This is a genomic window from Paracoccus mutanolyticus, from assembly GCF_003285265.1.
In the GTDB taxonomy this organism is placed as follows: Bacteria; Pseudomonadota; Alphaproteobacteria; order Rhodobacterales; family Rhodobacteraceae; genus Paracoccus; species Paracoccus yeei.
On record NZ_CP030239.1, the window covers coordinates 2779500 to 2802523 of the forward strand.

Below are 23024 nucleotides of genomic sequence, written 5' to 3' on the forward strand. Positions count from 1 at the left end.
CGGACGTGCCCCCATCACTCCAGGTCGAACCAGTTATCATCCCTGGGCTCTCTTCGACCAAGAATTCCTCGGGAAGCGCTATTTGCGCCGGCAGGTGTCTGTCAGGCGGTCTCACAGCGTCGGCTGACCAGCACCCCGATCGCCGCCGTTGGCCAGATCGGCGCCACTGCCTGCGTATAGGCTGTCCTTACCCGCACCGCCCCAAAGCCGGTCATTGTCGTTGCCGCCATAAAGCGCGTCGTCGCCTGACTCGCCAAACAGGGTGTCCTTGCCAATGTCTCCATAAGAGATGCGTGTCATCGGCGAGGCCGGCAGTTGCGAGCCTCGGCTGCCCCGACGCAGGCCGGGACGAAATCACTTCGCCAGCTGCATGTCCGAGATGGCGATTTCGGGTCTACAGATCGGCTTGTGCACAATTTGACAACACGCCATAGCTATGGTCTCGTGCAAATCTGATTGCATCAATACTGGCGGAATGCCGACCTACCGGCACCCGGAATGAGGCAGAGACCCAGCAATGAAGAAGCTTGACGGCCCAGGGGATGCGTCACGGATCATCGGCCACCGCTGCAACCTCGGCAAAGTTATCGACCATCTGGCCCGCGATGGCACCCGGGCCTGTCGCAAATGACGCTTTTCCAGCCGGTGAAGCACTTTCCCTTCTGAAACGGCCATGCATCATTCGGGACCGCTGCCGGATGGACGAACGCGAATGGCATGGCAGCAGAGCCAGAAGGTGCCTTCGCAGAAACGTCTTGCGTTGGGGGTCACGGCTTCAGAACCGCATCGCCTCTTCCAGTTCCTCGCAATCAGATCCTGCAGCCAGAGTTATTGTCGTGACGTAATTGAATTGCGGAGTTGCCATGTTTCGGATGCCCATATTCCGGCTTTTGCCGGCTTATGCCGTTTTGGCCTGTCTTGCCCTTGGCGCGCCCGCCCGTGCCCAGGACACCCGGGACGCGCCCGACGCGCGCGGCAATTCCAGGACCGATGCCATTTCGCCAATGAATCCGGATGCACGGCGATTCTTTGCACCGCACCATTCCCCTCGAAGGCGCGGATGACGAGGCCGTCGCCCGCGCCGCGCATCCGGACGCACTTGAGCCGTCCTGGCCTCATGCGCCTGCGCGACGAAGCAGGCCGTGCTGCTGCCTGCGGCGGCTTCCCGGCGCTGCCTGCCGGACGCACCTGATCCGAGGCAACCCTGGCGCGGACGGGCGGCATCGGCCCGCTCCTGCGGGCGGTCAAGAAGATTGCGCATCTGCACGGGCCGTCAGCGCCTTGTCCTGTACACTATCCTTTGTTGACATGGGTCGCTCGGGCGGACCGGGAGGCGTGAATGCCTTGGCCACGTCCATACTCGGTGGCGTGGGGCGCGGGGCCAGGTAAGCGCTGGCGTGGACCAGTGGAGTTTCAGGCCAGTCACGCCCGATGAGGCAGAAGTGGCGGCCCTGTCCATGCCGGCCCGGCCTGTCGCCTCGTCGACGGCATGGCCGCCGACGCGCATCTGCCCCGATACGCGCGCTATGCCAGCCTGGCCGCGCCCTTGCTAAACCTGCGGGACCGTATCCCGCTGATCGCGAAGCTGTCGGAACGGATGCTCGCTTTCCGCCATCGGGACATCGCAGGGCTTGCAGCCGACGATGGTCGATCGCATCGCCGAAGCACTGCTGCGCGCCCGCGACGAGCTGGGCATCGCCGTCCTGCTGGTCGAGCAGCACCTGGATTTCGCGCTGTCGGTGGCCGATCGGGTGGCGACTGACCGCGATGCAAGGCGACCGAGGTCGCGAGACCGAATGCACCTTCCGCGCGATTTCTTGGCCGGCAGACCATTGCGTCGGCAATGAACCCGCAAAAGACCGTGCTGATGCCGGACATGGAGGCGGGCTGTTCGCTGGCCGAAAGCATCACCGCCGCAGGCATCGCCGAGATGCGCGCGCGCTATCCGGGCGCGCCGGTGCGCCAGGCTATCCACCGCCGAGGTGAAGGCCGCCTCCGACATCTGCTGCACGGATCGGGCAACTGTCCCGCAGCATCGAGCTGGTCCCATCGCCCTGCTGATGGGATCGGGCCGGCAATATCTGCTCGCCTACAGCGATTATCGTTGATGAATGCGGCTGTTCCGGCTGGCGACCTGCACAGGGTTGACCTGCTGGACACCACTTTACGCCACCCGAGGACTTCGATCTGTCGGTTGGCTGTCCGGTTCCTTTGGCGTCTGGCGCGAGGAGCCGATGATGGTCGAATGCCGTTTCCTGCCCAGGCTGCGCCCGAGGCGCGGCTCTGGCAGTTCCACCCGACCCAGACGGTGACCGACGAGCCCGATGGCAGCCTGACCGTCCGCTTTACTGCCGGCGGCATCGAGGAGATGTGCGACGACCGTTCCGATGGGGCGATCGGGGGCGGATCATCGCACCCGATCGCCTGCGGATCGCCTGGCGCGGCAGGATCGACGCCGCCCGCCAGGCCCTGCGCGATCCGGACGCCTCGGCCGACAGTTCCTGATGCTGGGGCGACAGCGCAAAGCTCGTCCTGAATGGGGCCTACGCGCATCTTGGCTGCGATCGTGATCTTAAACCATGCGGCGCATCACCAAGGATGCAGCATCTATAGGTCAAGCTGCACATGGCCCCGCACAGCAAACGCGTCAAGCAGAACGGCAAAGAACCAGCCCACGTTTTATTTCCGATCCAGCAGAAGCCATCGCTATTGGCGGATTGGCTCTAGCTGCTTATATGGGATCGGAGTGGGCAGCACGAAATCTGTGCGAAACTGAAGCACTATCATTGTTGGACCCGAGCAGAGCTTCAGCCCGCTGACCGTGGCTCCACTCGAATTTGCACGCATGATCCCGCGTGCCTCAGTTGTCTCCTGATCGGAACCAAGAGCGTGAATATTATGACATATTTGGGGTTTTGTTTCCCTTTAGTATTAAGTTTGCTGTAGTATTGGTGTGGTCCAGCTTTCCTTGCGTGTCGGGCAACGCATCCAGCACCGCCAGAGAGCTTTCGCCCGGAACGCCGATGAAGCCCCGCCGCGTGCTGTTCGCGGCAGCGCAGGCGCAAGAGCAGGCAAGGTTTTCGTTTCTTGTCGATCATCATTCTATCCGAGGCTGGAAGCGGGCTCGCCAAAGGCTGGAACCGCAAGGCAACGGCAATGTCACAGGAACCCGATGCAAGGACGTATTGCGTTGAATTTCAGGTGCCGGCCGCCCCTTCGGCTTCATCGACGCGCCGCCCTCGGTCAACCGGCTGGCCGGGGTGATCTGGCTGTCGCACAAGCTGTATCCCCAAGCCGCCAAGGGCGATCTGCACGGCCGGATCGCCGATTTCTACCAGCTTTTCTATGGGCCACCCGATGCCGCCGCTGTCTCGGCGCTGCTGGGTGACTGAGCGCAGCCTGCTGCCGCTGCTGCTGTCAAATCCCAGGATCGCGGCCGTCACTCGCGGTCCAGAACCAGGCGCAGGTTGCGGTCCTCTGCTGGCTGTCCTCGCGGGCCAACAGCGTCGAGCAGCGCTCAAGCTGGCGGAACAGGTGCGCCCGCCACTTGACCCCGACGATCTGGCATGCCCGTCCGTCACGATCACGAGGTCAGGAGATCGAGACACCCTGGCTAACACGGTGAAACCGCCACGAAATCATCTACTGGGCCATGGCGGCTTCGCCGGATCGCCCCGCGGTGGCGCGACCGCGCCGCCTTGCATGTATTCCCTGATCGTGCGTCCCGGCCAGGATGAATGACCGACGTCGCCCCACAGGCGTGGACGTGCTCACGTCCTCGCGCGGCTGCTCGGCGACGCCCCTGTGATGCGGTCCTGAAGTGCCTTGCTGTGCGATCAACGTATGCGCATTGCGTGGTTTCCTCGTTGCAGGGAGCTTCGCCAGCGAAGCGTCAGAACTGGCCCACCATTTTGCCAGTTTAACTTTCCAAGTCTATGTCCTGCTTCGGTGAGCTACTCCCCGGAAATCGGACAGTGACGGAAGCTACGATCTGACGTTTGCTGGTCTCCAAGGACGAGGAGCTTGCTGTATCTCGTCGCCATCATGGACTGGTTCACCCGCAAGGTGCTGGCGTGGCGGATATCGAACACGCTGGAGGCCGACTTCTGCGTCGAAGCGCTGAACGAGGCCATCCATCGCTTCGGCGCGCCCGGGATCATGAACACGGATCAGGGCAGCCAGTTCACATCATTCGGCTGGATCGACCGGCTCAAGCGCATTGGCACTCGGATCTCGATGGACGGCAAGGGGCGCTGCATCGACAACGTCTTTATCGAGCGTCTGTGGCGATCACTGAAGTATGAATGCGTCTACCTGCACGCCTGGGAAACAGGATCGCAGGCCAAGGCCGCAATCAACCACTGGATCACCTTCTATAACCATCGGAGGCCACACACCGCCCATGGCGGGCAGCCGCCCGCCGTGGTCTACTTCAACAGCATCGAAACCGATCAGCAGGCACAGGCAATAGCTTAAATAAGCCGGAAATCTGTCCAACCATTGGGGAGTAGCTCAAGCGCCAGACTCATGCTATCGAGCCGCACAGACCGTAGCGCGACCCGCTTCGTCTGCCATCGCGTTGCATGATATGATCGCCGGCCATGGCCTCGCATGATACCGGAGCCCATTCTTCACCCCTGTCAATCCAAGCCAACCGTCATGACCGTCACGCCGGTGGGGAAGGCACCAAGGCGACGTCGGAACTCGCGTGGTGTCAGACCGTGTCCAGGGGCTTGCTTGGCTGCTGTCATCCCATTCTCCTCCGACAGGGTTTCCAGCGCAGGCTAGCGCAAGCCTTCCATTCCGTGTAATGATATGTTTTGCCATATGCTAACAGATTTGGTGATATCATTGCTCAACTTACGGCAACTTGCCGAACTTTCGTGGGCGTCTACGAAGAGGGCTCGTCAGCCAGGAAACGACTCGACCACAGCATCCGTGTCGGCGTCCTAGCCCGCGACTAGGATCATTACCATCACACCCCAACCGAAGCCGCGTGACAAAGCGCCAGCCAACGGCTGCTCGGCGCAGCCGCTAACGGGGATTCAGATCGGCCAGATGATGATTGTCGTGACCGACCAAGACATCCAGCGTGATGGATTGCGCGATGCGGCTGAAACGGTCGCCATTGCGCGATCCGGCGGCAAGGTTGACTGCGGCCCAGACATCCAGTCCCGTGCGGGCGGTGGCGATCCTGGCCTCAAGCCCGGCGAGGCCCGCACGGGTCTGTGCATCGTGCTGGAACTCCGCCGCAATCGCTCCTACCGCTGCGAGCGCGCTGCGCAAGGCCATCCAATTCGGCCAGCTTCTCGGTGAGAGTCTCAGGCGCTTGCCACAGGACGTGCAGCGCGAGCGCCGCAGCAACTCGTCCCGGTGCAGCCAGCGCGACGTGGCGACGTGGGCCCAATGGCCGCAGTCGCAGGTGATGTACCAATAGGTCGGCATCTGCTCATTCCGTGAGAACAGAATCAGAACATAGAACACTAGCCGCATTGCGTCTTCCGGTAGGTCTCGCGCCTGATCCGCTCGCGCTTGAGCAGGTTGAAGAAGCTCTCGGCAACGGCGTTGTCATGGCAGTTGCCGCGGCGGCTCATCGAATGCTCAAGATTGTGGGCGCGCAGGAACGCAGCCCAATCCATGCTGGTGAACTGACTGCCCTGATCTGAATGGATCAGCACCTTGCTTCGCCGCCCAGACGGCCATGAGCAGGGCCTGCAGTCCGAGGAACGACGCAGGTCGGGTCTCGGACTGCGCTTTGGCTGTCGCGGCTTGAGCGATTGCGGTTCTGCCTGGACTTGTGGCCGTAGCATGCGGCAGCCTTAGGGGCTGGTGGGAGGCGCAGGGACTGATCTCGGATTGCCCGCAGAACCCTCGACTCGCGCCACCCGGGTCGGACCTCGGTCCGCGCGGGGCGTCTCAAGCGCTCGGCCTGAAACCCCTGCATGTTCGGGGTCAGGGCGGCATAGCGGATGCCTGGGCGTCGGCCGCTGGCGGCCATCACGCCTGGCCAGGATGTCCTCCTGCGCCATGTTCCGAGGCAGGTAGATCTTGACCGTGGTGCCGTGCCCAAGCTCGCTGTAGATCTTGATGTGGCCGTTCGACTGCTTGACCAGGCCATAGACCATGGACAGCCCCAAGCCGGTGCCCTTGCCCTCGGGGCTTGGTGGAGATTGGCGACGCGGGCCAGGTTGGTCGCGAAGCGTGGGTCCGTGCCCAGTTCGGGCTGGCCCAGAAACAGGTCGGCCAGATTGCGCCATTCCCGGTCGCTTTGCACGGCAGACCGGGCGATCGAGGCGGCCCGTCTGCCGATCCGTGCGCCGTCCCGCGCAGTTTCTGTACCCACCGTTTCTGGCGGTGATGTCGCGGCTGAACGCCAATGCGCGGCTCCTCTTTGCCCATGAGCAGATCGTCGATGCCATCCGCGCGGGCGACACATCCCGTGCGCGGGTCTGGATGGAGAAGCACGTGCACGTGCTGATTTCGTCGCGGTCGCGCTGGCAAACGGGGCAGGGTGCTCCGGGTTCCAGCCCCAACGTCATGGCGCGGGCGGGGATGGCACATGCGCCGCAGGAACACACGCTGTTTCAGGAACTGACGGTCGAGGACAACCTGCGCCTTGGCGGGCCAGTCATCGGCGGCCCGCGCGGCATCGCTTTGCGCCGTGGCAAGCTGGGTTGCGGCAGCCTCTGCGCTCTCTTGGGCGTTCGCGAGGTCGGTGCTTGCATTGGCGAATAGCCCGCCCGGATCATGTCGGCCCGCGTGACGTTCAGCGTGAAGCGGCTGGCCGAATAGAAGGCCGCATGGTCGGCGGGCGGGCAATGTTCGATGCGTTCGACATTGCCGGGCCAGTCGATGCCGGCGGGATATTGCGGCCCGGCCTTCTTGGACGCCGTCAACTTGTGGCACTCCGCGGCCCCTGCGCATGCCCGGCCAGTTTTTCTGTGTGTTTGGCTGCCTCGGCTTCTGCATCGGCCATTGCGCACTCTCTGGCAGCGGTGTCTTCAAAACGCAGGTGCTGGGAGTGGGAAGCCATTCGCCAACCTCAATGCAAATACCTGGCTGTTCGGCGGCCGCCGCGCGTTCCGCTTCGGTCAGCGCGATGTGGCCATTGGTCTCCCCGGCTTGGGTGGTGAGCGCCTCGTGAAGGGCTTTTGTCGCAGCGCGCACGGATGGATGTCTTTCCGCGGCCGTGGCCTCGTCAGCCGCGGACAGGATCTGCTGGTCCAGAGACGCGCTTGACCCAATCGGCCCGATGGCTTTGAACTCGGCCTCGGATAGGCCCGGTCGGCCTCGGCCGGATCAGCTTGCGTATCGCGAGTGAGCGCCTTGCCCGATGCTTCGGTGCCAGCATCTGCCTGCGCGCAGGCCAGTCCGCAGCATCGAGCGCAGGCGTATCCCACACAACCGTCACATCGGTCAGCTACCTTTGCAGCTTTTCCAATGCGGGCCAGTTCGCTGCGTTCGAACTGCGGCGTCGGTGTGTCGGTCACAGCCGTGACCTCCGCGGCCTCGGCCAGCGCGAGTCGGCCATGGGCGACGGCGCGCCAGTGCAGGGCCAGCCCTTCGCCCTTGTCCTCGAGGACAGAGCCGGGATGGGCCTCGGTCAGGGTCCGAAGCTCGGTTCGAGCGCGGGCGACCCCGTCGACGCCAGGTGCGCTTCGGCTGGATTGTGTCGACCATCAGCAGGGCGGGGTGTCCAGCTGCATCAAGCGCCCGGCGCACATCGGCTATAGGAGAGACTGAGCCTGTCGAAGTTTCGTTGTGCACGACGCAGACCGCTTTGATCTCGTGATTGGTATCGGCGCGCAGGCGTTGTTCGATCTGCTCCGGGTCGGCTCCCGACCGCCAGTCGCCTACGATGAATTCTCGCTGACCCGACAGTGCCTGGCCGGTGCTTGACCATCCACGGTCACCAGGCACTCGAAGCAGCAACCCATCATGCACAGCGGCGCGCGCGTCCAGCGCGCGATGACCTGCGAATGGCTGCGGAAGCGCGAGACATCGGCCCAGCCTGTGCCGCAACGCGGCGCTATCTGCACATGACCCGCGCGACCAGGTCAGCGTCGTCATCCCGGTCTGGGGCCATCCCGTTCTGCTGGACGACGCCATCGGCGCGGTGCATCGCGAAATGGCCAGCGGCACCATCCGTCGGGGTCGAGGATTTTCCCGAGGCGATCTATCCCATCGAATACCGGCGCCTTCAGCCGCCGGGGACGAAAGCCACTGTGCACAGCTGGGCAGCACCGGCGACATCCTGCCCGGAAATAGAGAGGATGCGCCTTGTTCAGAACTCCCGGCAGACTTCGGACATGGCGTCGCGGAAGGCGCCGAGGGCTGACCACGCTGTCGGGCGCCTGCTGGAAGGTCAGCGTGCGGCCGCAGTTTTCAAGCTGCAGCGGATAGGCGGTTTCGGCTGCGGCGGGCAGCGCAAGACAGGTCGCGCCGAGCAGCGGGGCGAGAAAGCGGGCAGACGTCATCGCCCCCCTCGCCCGAACTTTTCAAATCGGTAAACATACCAAGTGCGCGATGATAAAGCTCGATTGTGGCGATCGGCGAAAGATCCAGCGAACTGTCCAGCGCGTCAAGCATGCCGGGCCAGGTCTCCTGACTGTAGCGCCGGATGGGCAGCACGGCCGCGTGGCGTGGCCGGTCAAAGCCCTCGTCCAGCAGCACGCTGTCGCGTCCGAATGTCAGCGCGGTATCGGCGGATGACCGAGGCGCAGGGGCCGAAGATTTCCTCGCGGCTCGACCGCATGGCATTCGTGGCGCCCAGGAACAGCGCCGGCGCCTGGAAGCTGCCGGGGCGGTCCAGGCGTTCGCCGCCGATCAGGAACGGCTTGCTATGCCTCGCCTGAATATCAAGCGGCGCCAACAAGCGTGATGGAGCATGCGTCGCCCATGTGGTGATCGTTGCGCGGCTGGTCGCACTTCGCAAGGCAGATCAGGGCGCGGGCGGCGGCGGTGACGGCGGATGGTTCAGCCGACGCGCCGGGCTCACCTGCCGACGCAGATCATGCAGGCCGGGAACGGCATAGTCAAAGATGAATTCGATCACGCCTGACCGACCCGAAGCGGGAATCAGGCCAGGAACCGGCCATATAGACGGCGCGTCAGAGGCACTGACGCAAGGAGCCGATCACATGCACCCGTAGCGCCGCCAGCATCCGCTTCGGGTGCTTCAAGCCGCTGGGCTGGATCGTGGTTGCCCGCGGTCTTCACAGTCTGCAACCGGAGCTTGGTCGCGCAGGAAATCAGCCGCTTCCTGCCCTATGACCACCTGGACCTGTGCCTGCTCGCCCGACGGCCTGCTGCCGCCTACGACATCCCCGGCGACGAGAACCGCGTGCGAGTCCGCAAGGAGATCGGCAGGCGTCCAGAAAGCCCGATGCCATGTTCACGAGGCCAACTGCGCAGGGTATGTCCGATGATGCGCGTCGGCGGTGTGAAGGATCCGCATGGGTGGCTGGGCCTTTGGCGACCTTGGATTGCATGGTCTAACGCTGTCGGCGGGGCGGGATTGCGTGTTGTCCACACAGTTTTTTATCTTTGGCGTCATCCAGCAGTGATGTGAAATGGGGTCTGAGAGGCGGTTCGAGTATATCGAATTCCGCCTGTTCTGGGAAGGCTGCGTCCCCCAATCCAGCATGAGGCCGACATGAACCACGTTCCGCGAACCTATGCAGAATGGGAACATTGCATCACCGTCGAATGCGGCATTCCGCTGACAGCGGGCTATGTGGCCGGGCGCATTCCGGCCTGCGTTTCAGGATCCCGACCTCGACGCCTATCTGATGCGCCTGCGGATGCTGGCCGAGGGGTGGTCGAAGCTGGATCCAACTGGCTCTCGGCGCCGCCCGAGATGGTGCCGCGATGACACCGCGTCGGAAGGTCTGATGCAGGCGGTTTAATGCGCGCCGTTCTGGCGGCAATCCCAGGAGCAAATCGCCAGAACTCGCCCCAGAAATGCGCATACGGGCTTTATGCCGAACAGCTGTCGGGCACGGCCTTCACCGCGCCCCGCGGCAAGAACGAACGGACCTGGTGCTATCGCATCCGCCCCTCGGTCCATCACACCGGGCGGTTCAAGCCGGTGGACGTGCCCTACTGGAAGACCGCCCCGAACATCCTGCCGCACGACCCGAACCGGCAGAACATCATGTCGCTGGGCCAGTATCGCTGGGACCCGATCCCGGTGCCCGACCAGGACCTGGGTTGCGAAGGATTACGATATGATAGGTGGGCGGTCGTACACGAAACGCACATGCTGTTCTATGTATGGCTGCTAAAGAATGGCGTTGGACCATGCGAAAGGAAAACGATCTTGAAAGCAGAATAGCGTCGCAGGGCTGGGGAAGAGAATGAAGCTCTGCCGCCGCACTTGCTCGGGCGCAGTATGAGTTCGATGACGAGGGGCGGAGATAAGATCATCGGGTTCCTGATTCTTGAGCCGCGCGGATCTAGACGCAACTGTGCAATGGGCGCGCCCGCACACCGCACGAACACATGGGGAGCCATTCAAGATGAATTCCGATAAATGGGACTGAAAATTCTATGGACCTGAGGCGATGATCTGGCTGCGCGTGCCCGGCGGTTGGGTCATGGAGAAAGGCTTCGTGGCATCGCTGAACATCGCCTTGGTATCGCCCAACGCCGCTTCACCTCGCGCTTTGCGGTGACTTCGGCCAAATGCGGGGCCTGCTACGCGCCGGATCAGCGTGGCTTCATGTCTCGATCCGTCGCTGGTCTGAACGACACCAGGACCTGGTCGATCCGCTGCCGCACAGATTCCGGCGGTCTATGGCGAGATGCTGTCGCGCCACCGATGCGCGTTTCTGCGAGCCGAGGACCCGGTCGCGGGCAAGACCATCATGGCGGGGCTGCTCGATACGGCGGTCGCCGCAGCGATCTGGAACGCGCTTGATCGTCGCCCCCGGCAGCGACGAACAATGCACGACGAATTGCGCGAGACGTTCATCGCGGAGTATGGATGCCGACGCGGGATCATGCATCTGACCATCACCGGCACCCTTTACGAAATCGACCGCAACCGGCTGACCTGTTCGGGCGGGGCAGCGACGTGGACGGGCGATCGCCGGGCATGGTATCCTTGATCCTCTGCGTCAAGCGCACCGGAGCCGGCCTGCTATTTCGGCGGCGACGTGAAGTCGCTCTATTTCGACCACTCGGAACCGCAGAACGTCGGCCACCTGTTCTTTGCGATCCGGCCCGACCTGTTCATGGCCCTGACCGATTTCCAGGCGCGCATGGATACGTTCTGACGCACCCTGAACGCGAGTTGTGCGAACTGTTTGGCGTATCGCGAACACCGCTGCGCGAAGCCCTCAAGGTTCTCGCATCCGAAGGGCTGATCGAGCTCCTGCCCAACCGGGGCTCCCGAGTGAAGGCCCTTTCGCCCGAGGAAATCGGCGAGTTGTTCGACCTCATGGGCGGACTCGAGGCACTGGCTGGCCGCCTCGCCTGCGAGAGAATTACCGAAGAAGAATTTGAACTCATAGAAGAAACCCACAGGTCCGGCTGCTGATTCTGCTGCATGTGAAATCCTCCACCGCAACAGAAACACCGGTCCGTTAAATATTGCAATAGTTGCTTGCATGGACCGGACGGGTCGATCCGCGCTTTCTATTGCCGCAGAGGGCAGGGAATCACTTCGAGGAGGAAGTCGATGTCGAAGGATCTGTTCTCCACCGGCGCGAGCACAGCCGAGACGGTCGAGCAGTTGGAAATTGCGGTCGTGAACCTCGCTGCCAGCCAAGGCGCCGACGAGCAGCGCCCGCAAAGCCGAATGCCAGCATCAGCGGCCATTGCGGGCTGTCGAAGCGCAGCTTGTCTGCATAGGCGTCGATGCCGATGGCAGGCACCAGGCGGGCCATCTGCACCAGCAGCTTGCCAAAGAACGTCAACATGCGAGACATAAAGCAGCGCCCGGCTTGGACCAGGTCCACGAAGGCAAGGTGGCCGGCGAATGGCTGGTCAAGGACGTGGGCGACAAGCCGTGCAAGGTCGTGGAACTGCAGGGCACCACCGGCTCGTCCCCGGCGATCGGCGCGCGCATGGATGCCGAAGGTTTCGTCCATGACGGCACCATCATCACCGCCCATGGCACCACCGTGCACATCGACTTCAAGGCGCTGGTGAACAAGTCCGTCATGATCTACGGCCAGACCGAGGTCACGCAGGACCTTTACACGGAACTCGACCGCATCGGCGCGCGATCTTTCACGCCCGGGCGGAGGCCCGAGGCGCTTGGCGGTCTGGTCATGATGTCTTGGGCGAATTGTTCGAGGGCACGGCCACGGGATCTGCTGTTCGAGGCGATCCAGTATGGCGAGAAGGATGATGTGAAGGACGGCTGTTCCAGTGGTCGATGGCGCCGTGGATCAACAGCACCTTCTCGACCTGCTGGAACGCGGGCGCTGACCACGACACCATGCCCGCCGCGCGGGTGCAGGAACTCCGGCGGAGATGGAACGCGCTGTGCGCAGCGCCGTCAGACGCACCATCTCCAGAACTCGACCCCGACCCATCCAGCACCTCGGCGGCAAAGCGGGCCTGCGCCAGATAGCGCGCGTCGGTGTCGATCCCCAGGACCCGCTGGCGATCCGAGAGCGTGAGCGCGGCAGATCGGCCCGGCTCTCCGGTCCAGAAAAAATATGAGCGCTCCTGCGGCGAGGAGAGCGCTCCAGCAGCGCGGAGAGGCCTCTGGAGCCGCCGGAGCCGTTCAGGAGGCCTCATCAGCTTGACCCGACCGCGACGACCACCTGAAGACAGGCGCCCTGCGCCCTTGTGGCCCGCTGAGCGGCTCAAGACCCCTGCCCTGTTCCTGCTGGCGGGGTGCAGGACGGAAGCTTGGCGGCGAACCTGATTTCTGACCGGCTGCTATGTCGCGCGAGACCGCAGGCTATGCCGCCAATGCGGTGGATCGAACCGCACCTCGACCGGCGTCCGGTCACATCTGAGGAACGCCGCCACCCGCGAGCTGCCCGGCTCCGACAGCCTGCGCACCGATCTGGAACGCGGTGCAGGTGCGCGCCGCACAGGGGATAAACCGCGAAATCATCGGTACGAAATGGGACGCACCTGCCAACGGCTTGGGCAGAAATCCTGACGCAGGCTAAGGAGCAGATCAAGTCTCGGTCCATGCGGCCCGACAGAAGGAGGAGAAATCAGTCATGGCATTGACCCAGCCCGCGTCGCTGACGCGGGACGCAGACCCGCGCGACCGGACCATCGGCAAGCTGAACCGGCGCATCGTTGCTTTGAGCAGGAACGGTTCATCATGGCTCGACCGACGCGCATCCGGGGCGGATGGTGTCGATGCCCGCCGGGCTGCTGGCTGCTCGCGCCGCGCGCATCGGGTCATCCTGACGCCGGATTATTCCGATGATCCGGCGGCGTCCTCGACCACCGACTGGCGGCCATGGGGGTCATGGTGACGGAGCGCGCCCTGGGCAACACGCCCACAGATGATCTGCGCAGAAGGTCGGTTATGATATCGCCTCCTACGACCCGGTGACGGAACATCTGCGCTTTATCGAGGCGAAGGGCCGCATAGACAGTGCCGACAGCGTGATGACCACCCGGCACGAGCAGATCACCTCGCTCAACACCCACGACACCCAGAGGCGCGTCGAAGATCGTGCAGATCGGCGAAGATACACCGGGCAACCGCGTCATGTCTAGCATGCGCTCACAAACCAGAACCCCCCTTCGGCCATAACAAAGTGCGAATTCAGCATGAAAAGACATCTCGATGCGATCGGTCAGGATCATCCAGATGAGAGTATGACTCTCATAGCTAGGCGTGGTCGTCGTGCCTCCCGCCGAAGCAACTGTATCGGGCACAGGACTTCCCGTATCTGCAGAGCGCGGGCGTGAGTGTAAACATAGAAAGACGGCACAAAGACGGCCGCTGCAAGGCATCCACGTCGATCACCGTGGGCTGGTCGAGTGAGCCATGCTGAATATCGTGCTGTGTCATCGACCATCGGCACCCGGCGGAACGGGAACAGCACGAAAAGCGGCGGCAGGAACAGCATCAGGTGGATGGCCGATGATCCCCGATGCAGGCCGCTCTCGGTCGCCATAGAGCCGATCTGGCCGAACAGGAGAAATGCAGCGCGGCCTAGGACTAGGTGCAGGGCACGCCCACGGCGAAAACCCACTCAGCGCGCCCATCCACGAAAAAAGCACGCCAGATATCAGCATGCGATACTCGGCTTGATAATCGCCGGGATGGGAGCGTTCCACGCGGTACCGTCCAACGCTACCACGAAGCAGGCCGACTGTCGACCAACCGCTGTCGTAAAGAAGAAGATCCGACGTGTCGTCGAGTCGCTGTCCGAATATTCATTGGCGATCTGATGAGTTGATATCCGCGAACCAGGCACGATAATCTATCGCGGGGCGCAGGATGATCACTGCGCCCAAAGCTGCATTCCTCTGAGTGATCGAAGATGGACGCGCAGTATCGGTTCAACAGCTTTGCTCATCTCGCCCCGGGTTCGACCCTATACCGAGCGACGTCGCGCATCCGCTTGGATCCCATACCGGCCCGTCTCAGTGCTGCGGTAAGGCGATCCAGGGCTGTCTCATTTCATCAGAGGTTCTCAGGCGCACGGTTGAGGGATCCGATGCACTAAAAAGGTTGCCCACTTTCGCCGAAGCGAAGCAAACAGCCGCAGAGCTCCGGCGGATGAAAGTTTCATGAGTCGGCGATCTTTCAATGATGAACGTTAGCTCTTGCCGAAGAGGTAATCGAGCAACTCAAGATCATCCGCAGGCAGGTCAAGGATGTGAGCTGAGTGGGCGGAACGGAAGTCTGCTGAGATGAGTCGGCGGCACAAGGAACGCTCTAGTACCGGTTCAACAACGTCTTCACTGTCGTCCGCGATGGGAACTGGGAACGGCAGACCGACAAGTCCGACGATATTCCAAGCTGGAACAGTGCGGCAGCTACCATTTGGCAGGAACTGTCGAACTGCACATATTCGATGCATTGCGGGGCGCGAAAGACAGAATACGAGGATGCGTTATCTATCAGGCTCTCTTGCAGCTGCGAGACTATGACGTTCCGATGCGCAGACAAGGCGGACCAGATTCACGCAGGCGTTCGATCGTCGATGCGCGGAGCTTGGTATAGAGGAACAGCCATCCTTCGCTGGAAACCGCGCGGGAGAAGAGGGCGATACGTATTTCTTCGAATCGTCACAGGCGCGTTGAACTGGACCGCCACTGAAGAAGGGTAATCCGCTGACCTTGAACGACTCTTCGCATGCTACTCTTCCCTGCTGACCAACCGAATGCCAGGTTGTTGTCAGATACGGCTGCGATGGTAAGTCTTTAACGGGAGCAAGTTGAATGCAAGACGCAGACCTCAAGACGAAACTGATATGAAGTCGTACATCCGCTGGAAGCGATCAACCCGCCTCCGCGCGGGGGGCGCTGCCGCCCTGGGCGTCCTTCCACGCTGCATCTATGGTGGGCGCGGCGGCCGTTGGCGGCTTGCCGGGCGGTGTTGTTTGCGCAGCAGGTGGATGTCGGCATCATAGGTCCGCTTTCCAACGACCGAGGCGCGGGAGGCTCGAGCGCAAGCCGGTTGTCGTAAATATCGGATCAGGTGAATGGCAGAACTCGACCCACGAGGAGGTGCTCTGAACCTGACGGCCAGAAAGCACCTGCTGATCGCCGGCGGCGTCGGCATCACCCCCTTCATCGCCCAGACCCGCGAATTGCAGCGGCTGGGCCTGCCCTATGAGCTGCATTACGCCGGTGGCGGGGACGATCGGCAAGGCGATGATCGAGATCCCGCCGAAGTTCAAGGACATGGCCCGCTCCATCCCGGCTCAGAGGGCGATCTGTGTACCGCAATGCGGAGGTGACCGTCGGCCGACGAAGTGACATCCACGACGACTTGATGCGCGCGCAAAGCGGGGCCTGCCCTTCTGGAAGGTGGACCTGCCGATCTACGGGCCCGCTCCGGTGGCCGAGGCGATCTGGACCCATATCCAGGACCGGGTGCGCCAGCTGATCCCGGGGGCCAGCTTCGAAAAGACCATGGATTACCGCTTTACGCGAAACCCGTATTTTAAAAGGCTGTTTTATTTAAAATCCAGCGACCGCATCGATAAAGGTGCATCCACTTACAGCTATGAAGTCAAAACGGGTGACTTCAGTAAGGCTGAGATGGAGAAGGCCGGACTTGGAACAAAGGCTGGGAAAGCCCAGGATTTTCTGTGCCTGTTGTCGGGCTCGCCGATACCCCGTGACTACATACGGCCGGAACAGAAACAGAGAGTCTAGCACTTCGCTTAATAGCTATTGTTGCAGAAACAGGGTAAACACTTTACACTTGCCTCACCTACCAATACCAGAATGAAAATCAAGAGTTCAAATCTTGAAGGTGCAAAAAAAGGCAAACCTTCCTTTGGTAGCCGCGTCGGGCCTGTGCGTTTGCTCTGCTTTACGGGCTAGATGAGTGGGGGACTTTAATCATACTTGCTTCTATTCTTCTTTTCTTAACATGACATGTTAACCAAAATCGTTTTGAGAAAACGGTTGGTAAAACTACAGAAGGGAAATGTTTATTCACTCTTTTTGAAGGTAACATTATGAAGGGGTAACATCATTCGGGGAAGCATCAGCAAATATTTGTCCTTTGCTGCAGTCTAATCCGTAGACCATCGCTCGTCTATGCACTAGGGAAAGGTCTCCCAAACTGGAGGCACCGTACACAGTTGCACAACAGGCCCTTCCCATCCATGGCCGATCCATAAGCAAGGGGTGTTTTCGCCGCTAATTTCTTCTTCGACATTCTTCGCGGCGGGTCAGAGAGGCTTGACACATGTCGGCATTTGGGTCAAGGGTTGAACCAATGAAAATTGGAGGACCCCTATGTCAGAGGATCTGAGCGATCGCGTGCTTTACGAAGCCCGCGGCGGCCGCGCCTACATCACACTTCACACTGAACCGGCCGGAAAAGCGCGGTCACCTATTTCGTGGTGGTAGCGTTCCTCGGTAGTGACTAGAAGGACCTGGAATCCGAAGAATTGGTTGCTACTCAATTTCGGCATGGAAGCAAGGAAGCGGCTGATAACTTTTTCTTGGAAGGTATGCGACGAGCTATCAAGAATATGGTGACTTACTCCGCGCCAACTTTCCCTGCGGCGATCTACTATGCTTTCAAACAGAACGAAATCGACCAAGAGTGTGAATGGCATCAAAAGGTCTGGGCCACAGTCCGCAACCCTGGCCAAGGCGGACGCCTAGCGGACGTGGACGATGAACCGAGATGGTGAAGCCGCATAATTGCATCATGAGCACGACGCCCTCGCCAATTCGGGCGTTCTCGCTGTCGCACGAAAAGCCTCGGCCGAGGACAGCACCCGCGGCGAGGTTTACGCCCGGCATCGTGAAACGACCGGCATCGGCTGCCGACCAAGGCGAACGTCGCCCCACCGCCATGCCGCAATCGGCCATCGGGCCGGTCATCGATGTGTTCGCACCCTACAGGGCCGTGCTGGACCCGACGACAGCGCCAGCAGCCTGTCGCGGGTCGCTTTCAGGCTGGCTCGGCATGTTGCGGCGCCGGGGGCATCGCCCGGATACCGGCCGGAGCGGAGCGAGAGGCAGGATCGAGGTCGAGGCGGCTCTGGACCAGCATCCGGCGGTGCTTGAATCTTGCGTGGTCGGCGTGCCCTCCGAACTGGGCGAGGAAAGCAAGCATCGTGCAAAGCCCCGCAAGCCAGATCGCGGTCACGCAGGTCGATCCACGCCGGCGCGCATCCCTTGATGCTGTCATGGAGTCTTGGCGTCGCCTGCACGAGGACTGGGAAACGCTTCACCAAAGGGCCCAATATCTGAACACGATGGTCCAGGACCAGAACATCACGCGGTTGAGCACCGCCACCACGGCACTGATCGAAACCGCGCTGAGTGACGGGAACGCGCGACTGAGTGACGGGAACGGTATCCAGACCTGGCAGAGCAACGAAAGAAGCGCCGGACACGCTGCTGCGGGCACCCGCCAGGCGCGCATGCCTATCTGATGCGGAAAGAGCTGGCAGGCGACCGGCACTTGTTGAGAGGGGATGGACCACATGCGGATGACACCTCGATCCGGGTTCTGGATCGCAGCTTACGCGACAGGGGTCTGGGCAAGGGCGTGAAGAAGGGCCGGATCTGGGCCTATGTGCGGATAGCGGCCCTGGGCAGAACGGCAAGTTATCGCAGGAACGCGAACTGCCGGACCGAACAGCAGTATTTGCGGCGATTGAAAAATGGGAGGCCGACGCAGAAGCGGTGCTGGATGGCATGGTCGATGTGCGGACACTTCTCCGCGCGGATGGTCGGCCTGTCGTGTCTTCGCGGCTGGACCTCGCCCGCGGGGTTCCTAGACTGCTGATGCGGGCGGAGCAGCAAGATGTTTCTAAACTCGCCGGGCGGGTCTGGTATCAAGTTATTTCTGAAACAATGCAGCGAGGGCGACAGCAATTCCTGAGGTCGGGCACAACGCCCATGCCGCCACGCTGGCGCTGCGTCCGTCCGAGGAGTTCTCCCGCTGGGACGAGATGGAGGGCAAGATCCACCCGCAGGCCGAGTTCGCGCGCTTCCTCGAGGAAAACAGCGTGGACATCGGCTTTCCCGAAGCGGGCACGATGATCGAGATCAGCCGCGACCTATCGACCGTGGGGCAGGTCTTCGGCTCGGCGCGCGCGAAGGGCTTTCGGGGCGGGCGGCGAGGCCGACGTGGCTGCAGCTTTCGGGGCGGCGCCCACTCGATGCTGGCGCTCTACCATATGGCGGGCGGCACGCCCGCGGCCGACCCCGTGGGGGAGTCATGTCATGCCGCAAAAAGCCATTCCTTTTCTGATGATGCGGGGCGGCACCTCGCGCGGGCTGTATTTCAGCCGCACCGACCTGCCGGACAACCGCGACCGGCTGGCGCAGGTCCTGGTCGCTTGGCGGGTTCGACGGGCTGGACATGCTGGCGGCCATATCAGTGGATGAACGCGCTGACGCCGGACAAGAAGAAGCTGCTGTTCTATCAGTTCTCGCCCGCGCCGGCGGTCGGCATCGTCGATCTGGAAGGCAAGAAGTTCGACCGCATGGTCGATGTGCCGGACTGCTATCACATCTTCCCGGCCTCGCCGACGGTCGAGGCCAACCCGGTGAGCTGCTGGCCGATAGCTCCACGCCGTCGTAATATCGAGAGATGCGAGAGGTGTTCTGCACCCTGGCCCACCTCAAGCAGACCTTTAGTCGGGTTGAATCCTCCTGGCGCCCCGCCAGTCAGGAGGAAAGCTATGAAATCGTCCGCCGACGGCTGTTCAAGGAAATCCCCGGCGACAAGTTTCACCACCGGGAAAATACACTCAAGCAGTTCGTGAAGCTCTATCGTGAGGATGGGGAGCGCTGTTCCGCACGGCGCGGCTGATCGCGGCAGAACGCGGAATGGCAGCCCCCCGGCTCTCGTTCGTGCGGGACAGCAATCAGGCCTGGTTGCATGCGGACTGCGGATCCGAGGTGATCCGGCTCGATGGGTCCGGGCAGGTGATCCATGACCTGGACGAACCAGATGACCTCCCGGCCGCCCCACGCTGATGAGGCGAGGGCCGGCCAGCTTCAAGACCTGGCCTTGATCTCGAAGCGGTTCGCAGTCAGTTCGGCCAACACCTCATCGCAGTCAGTCGCCAGCGCGTCAGGCAGGCCATCCTCGACGCCCTGGCGAAACCGACCACCCATACGTTGCCCTCGATTGTGAAAAGCTTATACGACAGAACGCAGATATCGCGAAGGAGCTTTTTATGGGCTCGCACCGTGAGTACAGGAAAATAGAGGCTTGACGACTATCAGATCAACCTTGCCGCTGCTCTCAACACGGGACCACGCCCGAGCGACCCTTTGGTCATCGCTCGCGGCCGCCACCAAGCCAAATTCACCAAGCGACATCGTTGCCGTCGGTCTGGTATTCGATGTCGCAACCCTCAATCATGGCATGCGGCCGCCATGCTCGCGATCTGGATGAGGCCCGGGTTTTGCTGGAACTCGACGGCGGGCTGCGCAGCTATATCATCGGCCTCGGAGGATCGGCGGACATTTCGACGCCGTGCAGGTTGCAACGAGCTGGTCCTCGGAAGTGCCTGACGAACCGAGGCGGCGTTCGGATTGTTTTCGCGTGCACCAGCAGCCGCAGACAGCCAACAAGGGATCCGACGCGATGAAGGAAGCGCGCGATGATCCTGATGCAACGGGGCGCAACGCCTCGAGTTTATCGCAACATGCTGGTGTTCTCGCCGCCGATCAGCGTGAGCTGGATGGGCTGAAGTCGGCGCGACGAGATGCAATTGCATGATCGGGCCGGACGGGTCCAAGTTAGATCGAGGCCGAGCGACCTTGAATAGCAGTACGATGAACTGAACCGCTGCAACGACCGCTCCGGTCCCGGCGAAGGAAGCCTGAGTGTTCTTTAACCCGGCGCAGGAAATGGAACTGATCGAGGAATGGACTGGCACCCGAGCGCCGGCCCGCAAATATCATCAGCCAGCGCCGCAAGAAACTCGTCAACGCAATGACGAGCTGCAAACCGGCTTACCCAGACAACCCGACGCCAGCTCCAGAAGTCATCTGGTTAATCCAGGTCAAGGATCACCTGCCCGGACCCAAAGAGCCGGAAAATCACCTAAACCGCTACACCCATCAACCGCGCCTGACCAGGCGCTACCGTCCCACACGAACGAGAGCCGGGGGGCTGCCATTGCCCGCATTCTTTCGATTATCCTGCGCTGCGACTTCATCGGCGGTGCAGTCGTCGATATCGCGAAAGCGCCCGGCGCCCCGCAATGCGCCCTGAGGAAGACTACGACAGACGAAGAAGCGATGAGCCATGGACCGAAGGCACGTCCGCATGGACAGCCTGTCGCAGCAGGCGCCAGTCGGCTTGCGAGCCATCATGAACCTCCTCACGGCCGATGCCTGTATGACCTTCGAGCACCCGCTGCCGGCCTCGAGCCCTATCGACGCATTGCCAAGGCGTCTGATGATCATCACCTGAACGGCCCGCACGGGAAATCACCAGATCGTCGAAGGGATCATCGGCAACTGACCGTGCGGCGCGAGCGATGCGACGAACGAGCTGGAAATCGACGCCGCTGCGCCGACGGTCCTGGCCGAGCCATCTTCGACCTTGATCGAGAACGCGACGCACGCGAATATGAGGGCAAGCAAGATGACGTCAGCGACAAACGTCAGCAATCACACGCAGCAAAGCCGCCCTCAAGCCCTGGATCGTTCCACGCATCTCAGGTCTTGGCAGCATAGAACCCCCTTTCTCGCGAGCTTCCGCCGGTCTTAGAGCAGGATTTTGCCAATGCTATCCTCTGGTGGTTGCAGATATACTTTTGGTCAATCCATAAGGACAGCCTGCGGAGGATGGCCGTGCGTCGGCAACTGCTTCAAACAACTGCTTCCAAACTATGAACAGGAGGCCGCGGCTGGGGCTGGCTCGCCTTCACCCTACACCCCGTTCGGGCCCGAACTGATGGACTCAGCTGAAGCTTCGTCCGTACTGGCGCAGCTCGATCCCAGCAGAACATCGACAGGCTCGCCGCCGGCAGAAGCTGCGCAGGCTGCAGTGGGCATAACGCTGGTGGATGGGCAAACGGGAGCGGGAAGAGCGGATACACGCGATCGCCAGCGGTGTACCGAAGCCTGACCGCACCAGCGCGGGGCAACGCTCCGAGGACAAGCGGCGGGCCGAGCATGCAAGCGCGCTACCAGATCGGACCATGCGTGACCGCGCCATGGGTCTCCGTCAACACCGGGCTCTCGCTGGCTCCGCCAGAACTCGGTTTTCCGGTACAACGCCCGGCTCCACATCCAAGGAACAGGATCGCCTATCTGCCGCCCCCGATGGCAATGCGATAGAGCTTCTGGAAATTCTGTCGGATCCGCACCCTTTCGGCTGGGTCCGGCCTGAAAAGCGCCGCGAACCCCTTCCCGCGCGATGCGCCGGGTGCGCGCTGTCTCCCTGATCGAAGACCGCGATGCGAAGGCCCCTCTGGACAAGGCCCCAGCGAGGGCGACCGCTAGATGCTACGCGAGGACGTCTCACGCAATCGCTCGTGGACGCAACTCGACCGCCGACCTCTCGACTACGCGGCGCGCGCCGCCGCGCCATCAGGATGTCTGGATCCGGGCCTATATGCATGAAGTGGTGATCGGTAGTCGTGGCGAGGTGATCGCCCGCCATCCCCGGTGCTGCGCAGGCCGTGGAGGCTGATCGGATCCGTCATTCGCCAGCTTGAAATACGACACCAGCACGAACGTTGGCGGCCGGTATGGCGCATCCTGTTTGAGGCGGCGCGCGAGTTCGCGGCTGTTGGGGCGGATGCACCGCCCGAACGTTGCCGGGGCGACCGGGATCTTTGCCTCCTGTGCGTCGGCCGCCACCTAATCCGGCGCCGCCCGACTGGCGCGCTCTCACGCCTTCGTAAGCGGTGTGGCCACAAAGCGCGCCGAAATGCAGGGTCTGCGCCAGGGTCAGGACATGGCGCAACTGGCGCAGGTCGATGGCCATTCATATCCTGTGGTGAATTAATCTGGTCATAATAATATATTTCACAACCTAGTGCCAAGGGTCTATGGTCGCGGCCAGCCAAAACGTATCCAGACGAGCCATAGATTATGGGCGAGTTCGGGTCGAGGCGTGTCGCGCTGCTGGAGGAGGAGGCGAATCCGGTGCCTGCTCCGGATGTCGCTGCGCTCACAGCGACGGTAACCGCGAACTCGCCCGCCTCGAGGAGGAGGCCGCATCGCTACTGCGGAATGCCTCTCGCACCGCAGCGCTGGACGCCACGCGTGCGCGGCTCGCCGAACTCAAGGACCGGGCGAAGCTCGCGAACGACCTCGAGACTTCCGTCGTGTTTCGGGCGCGTCGTTAGATCCGACGTGGACAAGCATGCGGGAAAGCTCGTCGGCCTGGGACCGGATTTCGTCGATCGTGCGGT

At 62.0% G+C, this 23024-nt stretch carries 23 protein-coding genes and 8 pseudogenes; 18 read left to right on the top strand and 13 right to left on the bottom strand.

Going from position 1 to position 23024, the window contains the following annotated elements:
- Positions 1–111 precede the first annotated feature (111 nt).
- The gene (locus DPM13_RS14890; protein WP_112888300.1) at positions 112–300 is read right to left on the bottom strand and encodes a calcium-binding protein; all 189 of its coding nucleotides are present in this window, start codon (positions 298–300) and stop codon (positions 112–114) included.
- A 1343-nt stretch (positions 301–1643) separates the two neighbouring features.
- Here DPM13_RS14890 and DPM13_RS21125 point away from each other — a divergent pair.
- The 5 genes and pseudogenes from DPM13_RS21125 to DPM13_RS14910 form a co-directional block, all read left to right on the top strand.
- A complete protein-coding gene (locus tag DPM13_RS21125; protein WP_189654698.1) occupies positions 1644–1847 on the top strand; it encodes a hypothetical protein in 204 nt (67 codons plus the stop codon).
- A pseudogene (gene nadA, locus DPM13_RS14900) lies at positions 1844–2012 on the top strand (quinolinate synthase NadA); the annotation flags it as partial. The gene DPM13_RS21125 and the pseudogene nadA, both read left to right, overlap by 4 nt.
- A 233-nt stretch (positions 2013–2245) precedes the next feature.
- Positions 2246–2536, top strand: coding sequence for a WYL domain-containing protein (locus tag DPM13_RS19885; protein WP_145963389.1), 291 nt, complete (start codon positions 2246–2248; stop codon positions 2534–2536).
- Between the two features lie 724 nt (positions 2537–3260).
- Complete coding sequence (locus DPM13_RS25275; RefSeq protein WP_262983147.1) at positions 3261–3392, top strand: hypothetical protein; 132 nt, start codon at positions 3261–3263, stop codon at positions 3390–3392.
- Positions 3393–3990: 598 nt separating this feature from the next.
- Positions 3991–4431: pseudogene (locus tag DPM13_RS14910) on the top strand (IS3 family transposase); the annotation flags it as partial.
- A 603-nt stretch (positions 4432–5034) separates the two neighbouring features.
- On the opposite strand, the gene DPM13_RS14915 reads toward DPM13_RS14910, so the two are convergent.
- The 3 genes and pseudogenes from DPM13_RS14915 to DPM13_RS14925 form a co-directional block, all read right to left on the bottom strand.
- A complete protein-coding gene (locus tag DPM13_RS14915) occupies positions 5035–5445 on the bottom strand; it encodes a hypothetical protein (RefSeq protein ID WP_145963393.1) in 411 nt (136 codons plus the stop codon).
- Positions 5446–5501: 56 nt separating this feature from the next.
- Positions 5502–5724: pseudogene (locus DPM13_RS14920) on the bottom strand (DDE-type integrase/transposase/recombinase); the annotation flags it as partial.
- A 284-nt stretch (positions 5725–6008) separates the two neighbouring features.
- Positions 6009–6155 (bottom strand): annotated as a pseudogene (locus DPM13_RS14925) (ATP-binding protein); the annotation flags it as partial.
- A gap of 202 nt (positions 6156–6357) precedes the next feature.
- Here DPM13_RS14925 and DPM13_RS21130 point away from each other — a divergent pair.
- The gene (locus tag DPM13_RS21130; RefSeq protein ID WP_189654699.1) at positions 6358–6735 is read left to right on the top strand and encodes a hypothetical protein; all 378 of its coding nucleotides are present in this window, start codon (positions 6358–6360) and stop codon (positions 6733–6735) included.
- Positions 6736–6794: 59 nt separating this feature from the next.
- Here DPM13_RS21130 and DPM13_RS27720 read toward each other — a convergent pair.
- The 5 genes and pseudogenes from DPM13_RS27720 to DPM13_RS14960 form a co-directional block, all read right to left on the bottom strand.
- A pseudogene (locus DPM13_RS27720) lies at positions 6795–6983 on the bottom strand (hypothetical protein); the annotation flags it as partial.
- Between the two features lie 682 nt (positions 6984–7665).
- Positions 7666–7863: pseudogene (locus DPM13_RS23760) on the bottom strand (serine--glyoxylate aminotransferase); the annotation flags it as partial.
- On the bottom strand, positions 7854–7940 hold the full coding sequence (locus tag DPM13_RS27260; protein ID WP_397246401.1) for a hypothetical protein: 87 nt from the start codon (positions 7938–7940) through the stop codon (positions 7854–7856). The pseudogene DPM13_RS23760 and the gene DPM13_RS27260, both read right to left, overlap by 10 nt.
- 445 nt (positions 7941–8385) lie before the next feature.
- Positions 8386–8673, bottom strand: coding sequence for a hypothetical protein (locus tag DPM13_RS21135; protein ID WP_189654700.1), 288 nt, complete (start codon positions 8671–8673; stop codon positions 8386–8388).
- The gene (locus DPM13_RS14960) at positions 8651–8935 is read right to left on the bottom strand and encodes an aldehyde dehydrogenase family protein (protein WP_317616327.1); all 285 of its coding nucleotides are present in this window, start codon (positions 8933–8935) and stop codon (positions 8651–8653) included. Before DPM13_RS14960 ends, DPM13_RS21135 begins: the two co-directional genes overlap by 23 nt.
- A gap of 972 nt (positions 8936–9907) precedes the next feature.
- Between DPM13_RS14960 and DPM13_RS14970 the strand changes: the two are divergent.
- From DPM13_RS14970 to DPM13_RS23765, 3 genes and pseudogenes are all read left to right on the top strand, one after another.
- Positions 9908–10210, top strand: a pseudogene (locus tag DPM13_RS14970) (homogentisate 1,2-dioxygenase); the annotation flags it as partial.
- Positions 10211–10805: 595 nt separating this feature from the next.
- Positions 10806–11111 (top strand): type 1 glutamine amidotransferase family protein, encoded by a 306-nt coding sequence (locus DPM13_RS21140; protein WP_189654947.1) that lies wholly within the window; start codon positions 10806–10808, stop codon positions 11109–11111.
- A 185-nt stretch (positions 11112–11296) separates the two neighbouring features.
- Complete coding sequence (locus tag DPM13_RS23765; RefSeq protein WP_223252071.1) at positions 11297–11542, top strand: GntR family transcriptional regulator; 246 nt, start codon at positions 11297–11299, stop codon at positions 11540–11542.
- Positions 11543–11663: 121 nt separating this feature from the next.
- Here the strand turns inward: DPM13_RS23765 and DPM13_RS19905 are convergent, their stop codons facing one another.
- Complete coding sequence (locus DPM13_RS19905; protein WP_145963394.1) at positions 11664–11963, bottom strand: hypothetical protein; 300 nt, start codon at positions 11961–11963, stop codon at positions 11664–11666.
- Between DPM13_RS19905 and DPM13_RS26200 the strand changes: the two genes are divergently transcribed.
- The 4 genes from DPM13_RS26200 to DPM13_RS27270 all read left to right on the top strand — a co-directional run bounded on the left by DPM13_RS26200 (position 11949) and on the right by DPM13_RS27270 (position 15625).
- Positions 11949–12632 carry a hypothetical protein gene (locus DPM13_RS26200; protein WP_317616328.1) on the top strand — a complete coding sequence of 228 codons (684 nt, stop codon included), beginning with the start codon at positions 11949–11951 and terminating at the stop codon, positions 12630–12632. The genes DPM13_RS19905 and DPM13_RS26200 overlap by 15 nt on opposite strands.
- Before the next feature lie 558 nt (positions 12633–13190).
- Positions 13191–13454: a hypothetical protein gene (locus DPM13_RS19910; protein WP_145963395.1), complete on the top strand. Its 264-nt coding sequence runs from the start codon at positions 13191–13193 to the stop codon at positions 13452–13454.
- A gap of 76 nt (positions 13455–13530) precedes the next feature.
- Positions 13531–13701 (top strand): hypothetical protein, encoded by a 171-nt coding sequence (locus DPM13_RS27265; RefSeq protein WP_189654701.1) that lies wholly within the window; start codon positions 13531–13533, stop codon positions 13699–13701.
- A 1786-nt stretch (positions 13702–15487) separates the two neighbouring features.
- Complete coding sequence (locus DPM13_RS27270) at positions 15488–15625, top strand: DUF1156 domain-containing protein (RefSeq protein WP_397246404.1); 138 nt, start codon at positions 15488–15490, stop codon at positions 15623–15625.
- Here DPM13_RS27270 and DPM13_RS26205 read toward each other — a convergent pair.
- The gene (locus DPM13_RS26205) at positions 15564–15845 is read right to left on the bottom strand and encodes a hypothetical protein (protein WP_189654702.1); all 282 of its coding nucleotides are present in this window, start codon (positions 15843–15845) and stop codon (positions 15564–15566) included. The genes DPM13_RS27270 and DPM13_RS26205 overlap by 62 nt on opposite strands.
- 124 nt (positions 15846–15969) lie before the next feature.
- On the opposite strand from DPM13_RS26205, the gene DPM13_RS15000 reads away from it, so the two are divergent.
- From DPM13_RS15000 to DPM13_RS21155, 4 genes are all read left to right on the top strand, one after another.
- Positions 15970–16320, top strand: a complete 351-nt coding sequence (locus tag DPM13_RS15000) for a hypothetical protein (protein ID WP_112888306.1) — start codon at positions 15970–15972, stop codon at positions 16318–16320.
- Between the two features lie 1424 nt (positions 16321–17744).
- Complete coding sequence (locus tag DPM13_RS21150) at positions 17745–18065, top strand: hypothetical protein (protein WP_189654703.1); 321 nt, start codon at positions 17745–17747, stop codon at positions 18063–18065.
- Positions 18066–18551: 486 nt separating this feature from the next.
- Positions 18552–19406 (top strand): amine dehydrogenase large subunit, encoded by an 855-nt coding sequence (locus DPM13_RS23785; RefSeq protein WP_262983356.1) that lies wholly within the window; start codon positions 18552–18554, stop codon positions 19404–19406.
- Positions 19407–20923: 1517 nt separating this feature from the next.
- Positions 20924–21070 carry a hypothetical protein gene (locus DPM13_RS21155; RefSeq protein WP_189654704.1) on the top strand — a complete coding sequence of 49 codons (147 nt, stop codon included), beginning with the start codon at positions 20924–20926 and terminating at the stop codon, positions 21068–21070.
- Between the two features lie 17 nt (positions 21071–21087).
- On the opposite strand, the gene DPM13_RS15040 is transcribed toward DPM13_RS21155, so the two are convergent.
- Positions 21088–21270, bottom strand: a complete 183-nt coding sequence (locus DPM13_RS15040; RefSeq protein ID WP_112888312.1) for a hypothetical protein — start codon at positions 21268–21270, stop codon at positions 21088–21090.
- A 922-nt stretch (positions 21271–22192) separates the two neighbouring features.
- On the opposite strand from DPM13_RS15040, the pseudogene DPM13_RS27275 reads away from it, so the two are divergent.
- Positions 22193–22282, top strand: a pseudogene (locus DPM13_RS27275) (Mu transposase domain-containing protein); the annotation flags it as partial.
- A 24-nt stretch (positions 22283–22306) separates the two neighbouring features.
- Here the strand turns inward: DPM13_RS27275 and DPM13_RS21160 are convergent.
- Complete coding sequence (locus tag DPM13_RS21160; RefSeq protein ID WP_189654705.1) at positions 22307–22594, bottom strand: hypothetical protein; 288 nt, start codon at positions 22592–22594, stop codon at positions 22307–22309.
- Positions 22595–23024 lie beyond the last annotated feature (430 nt).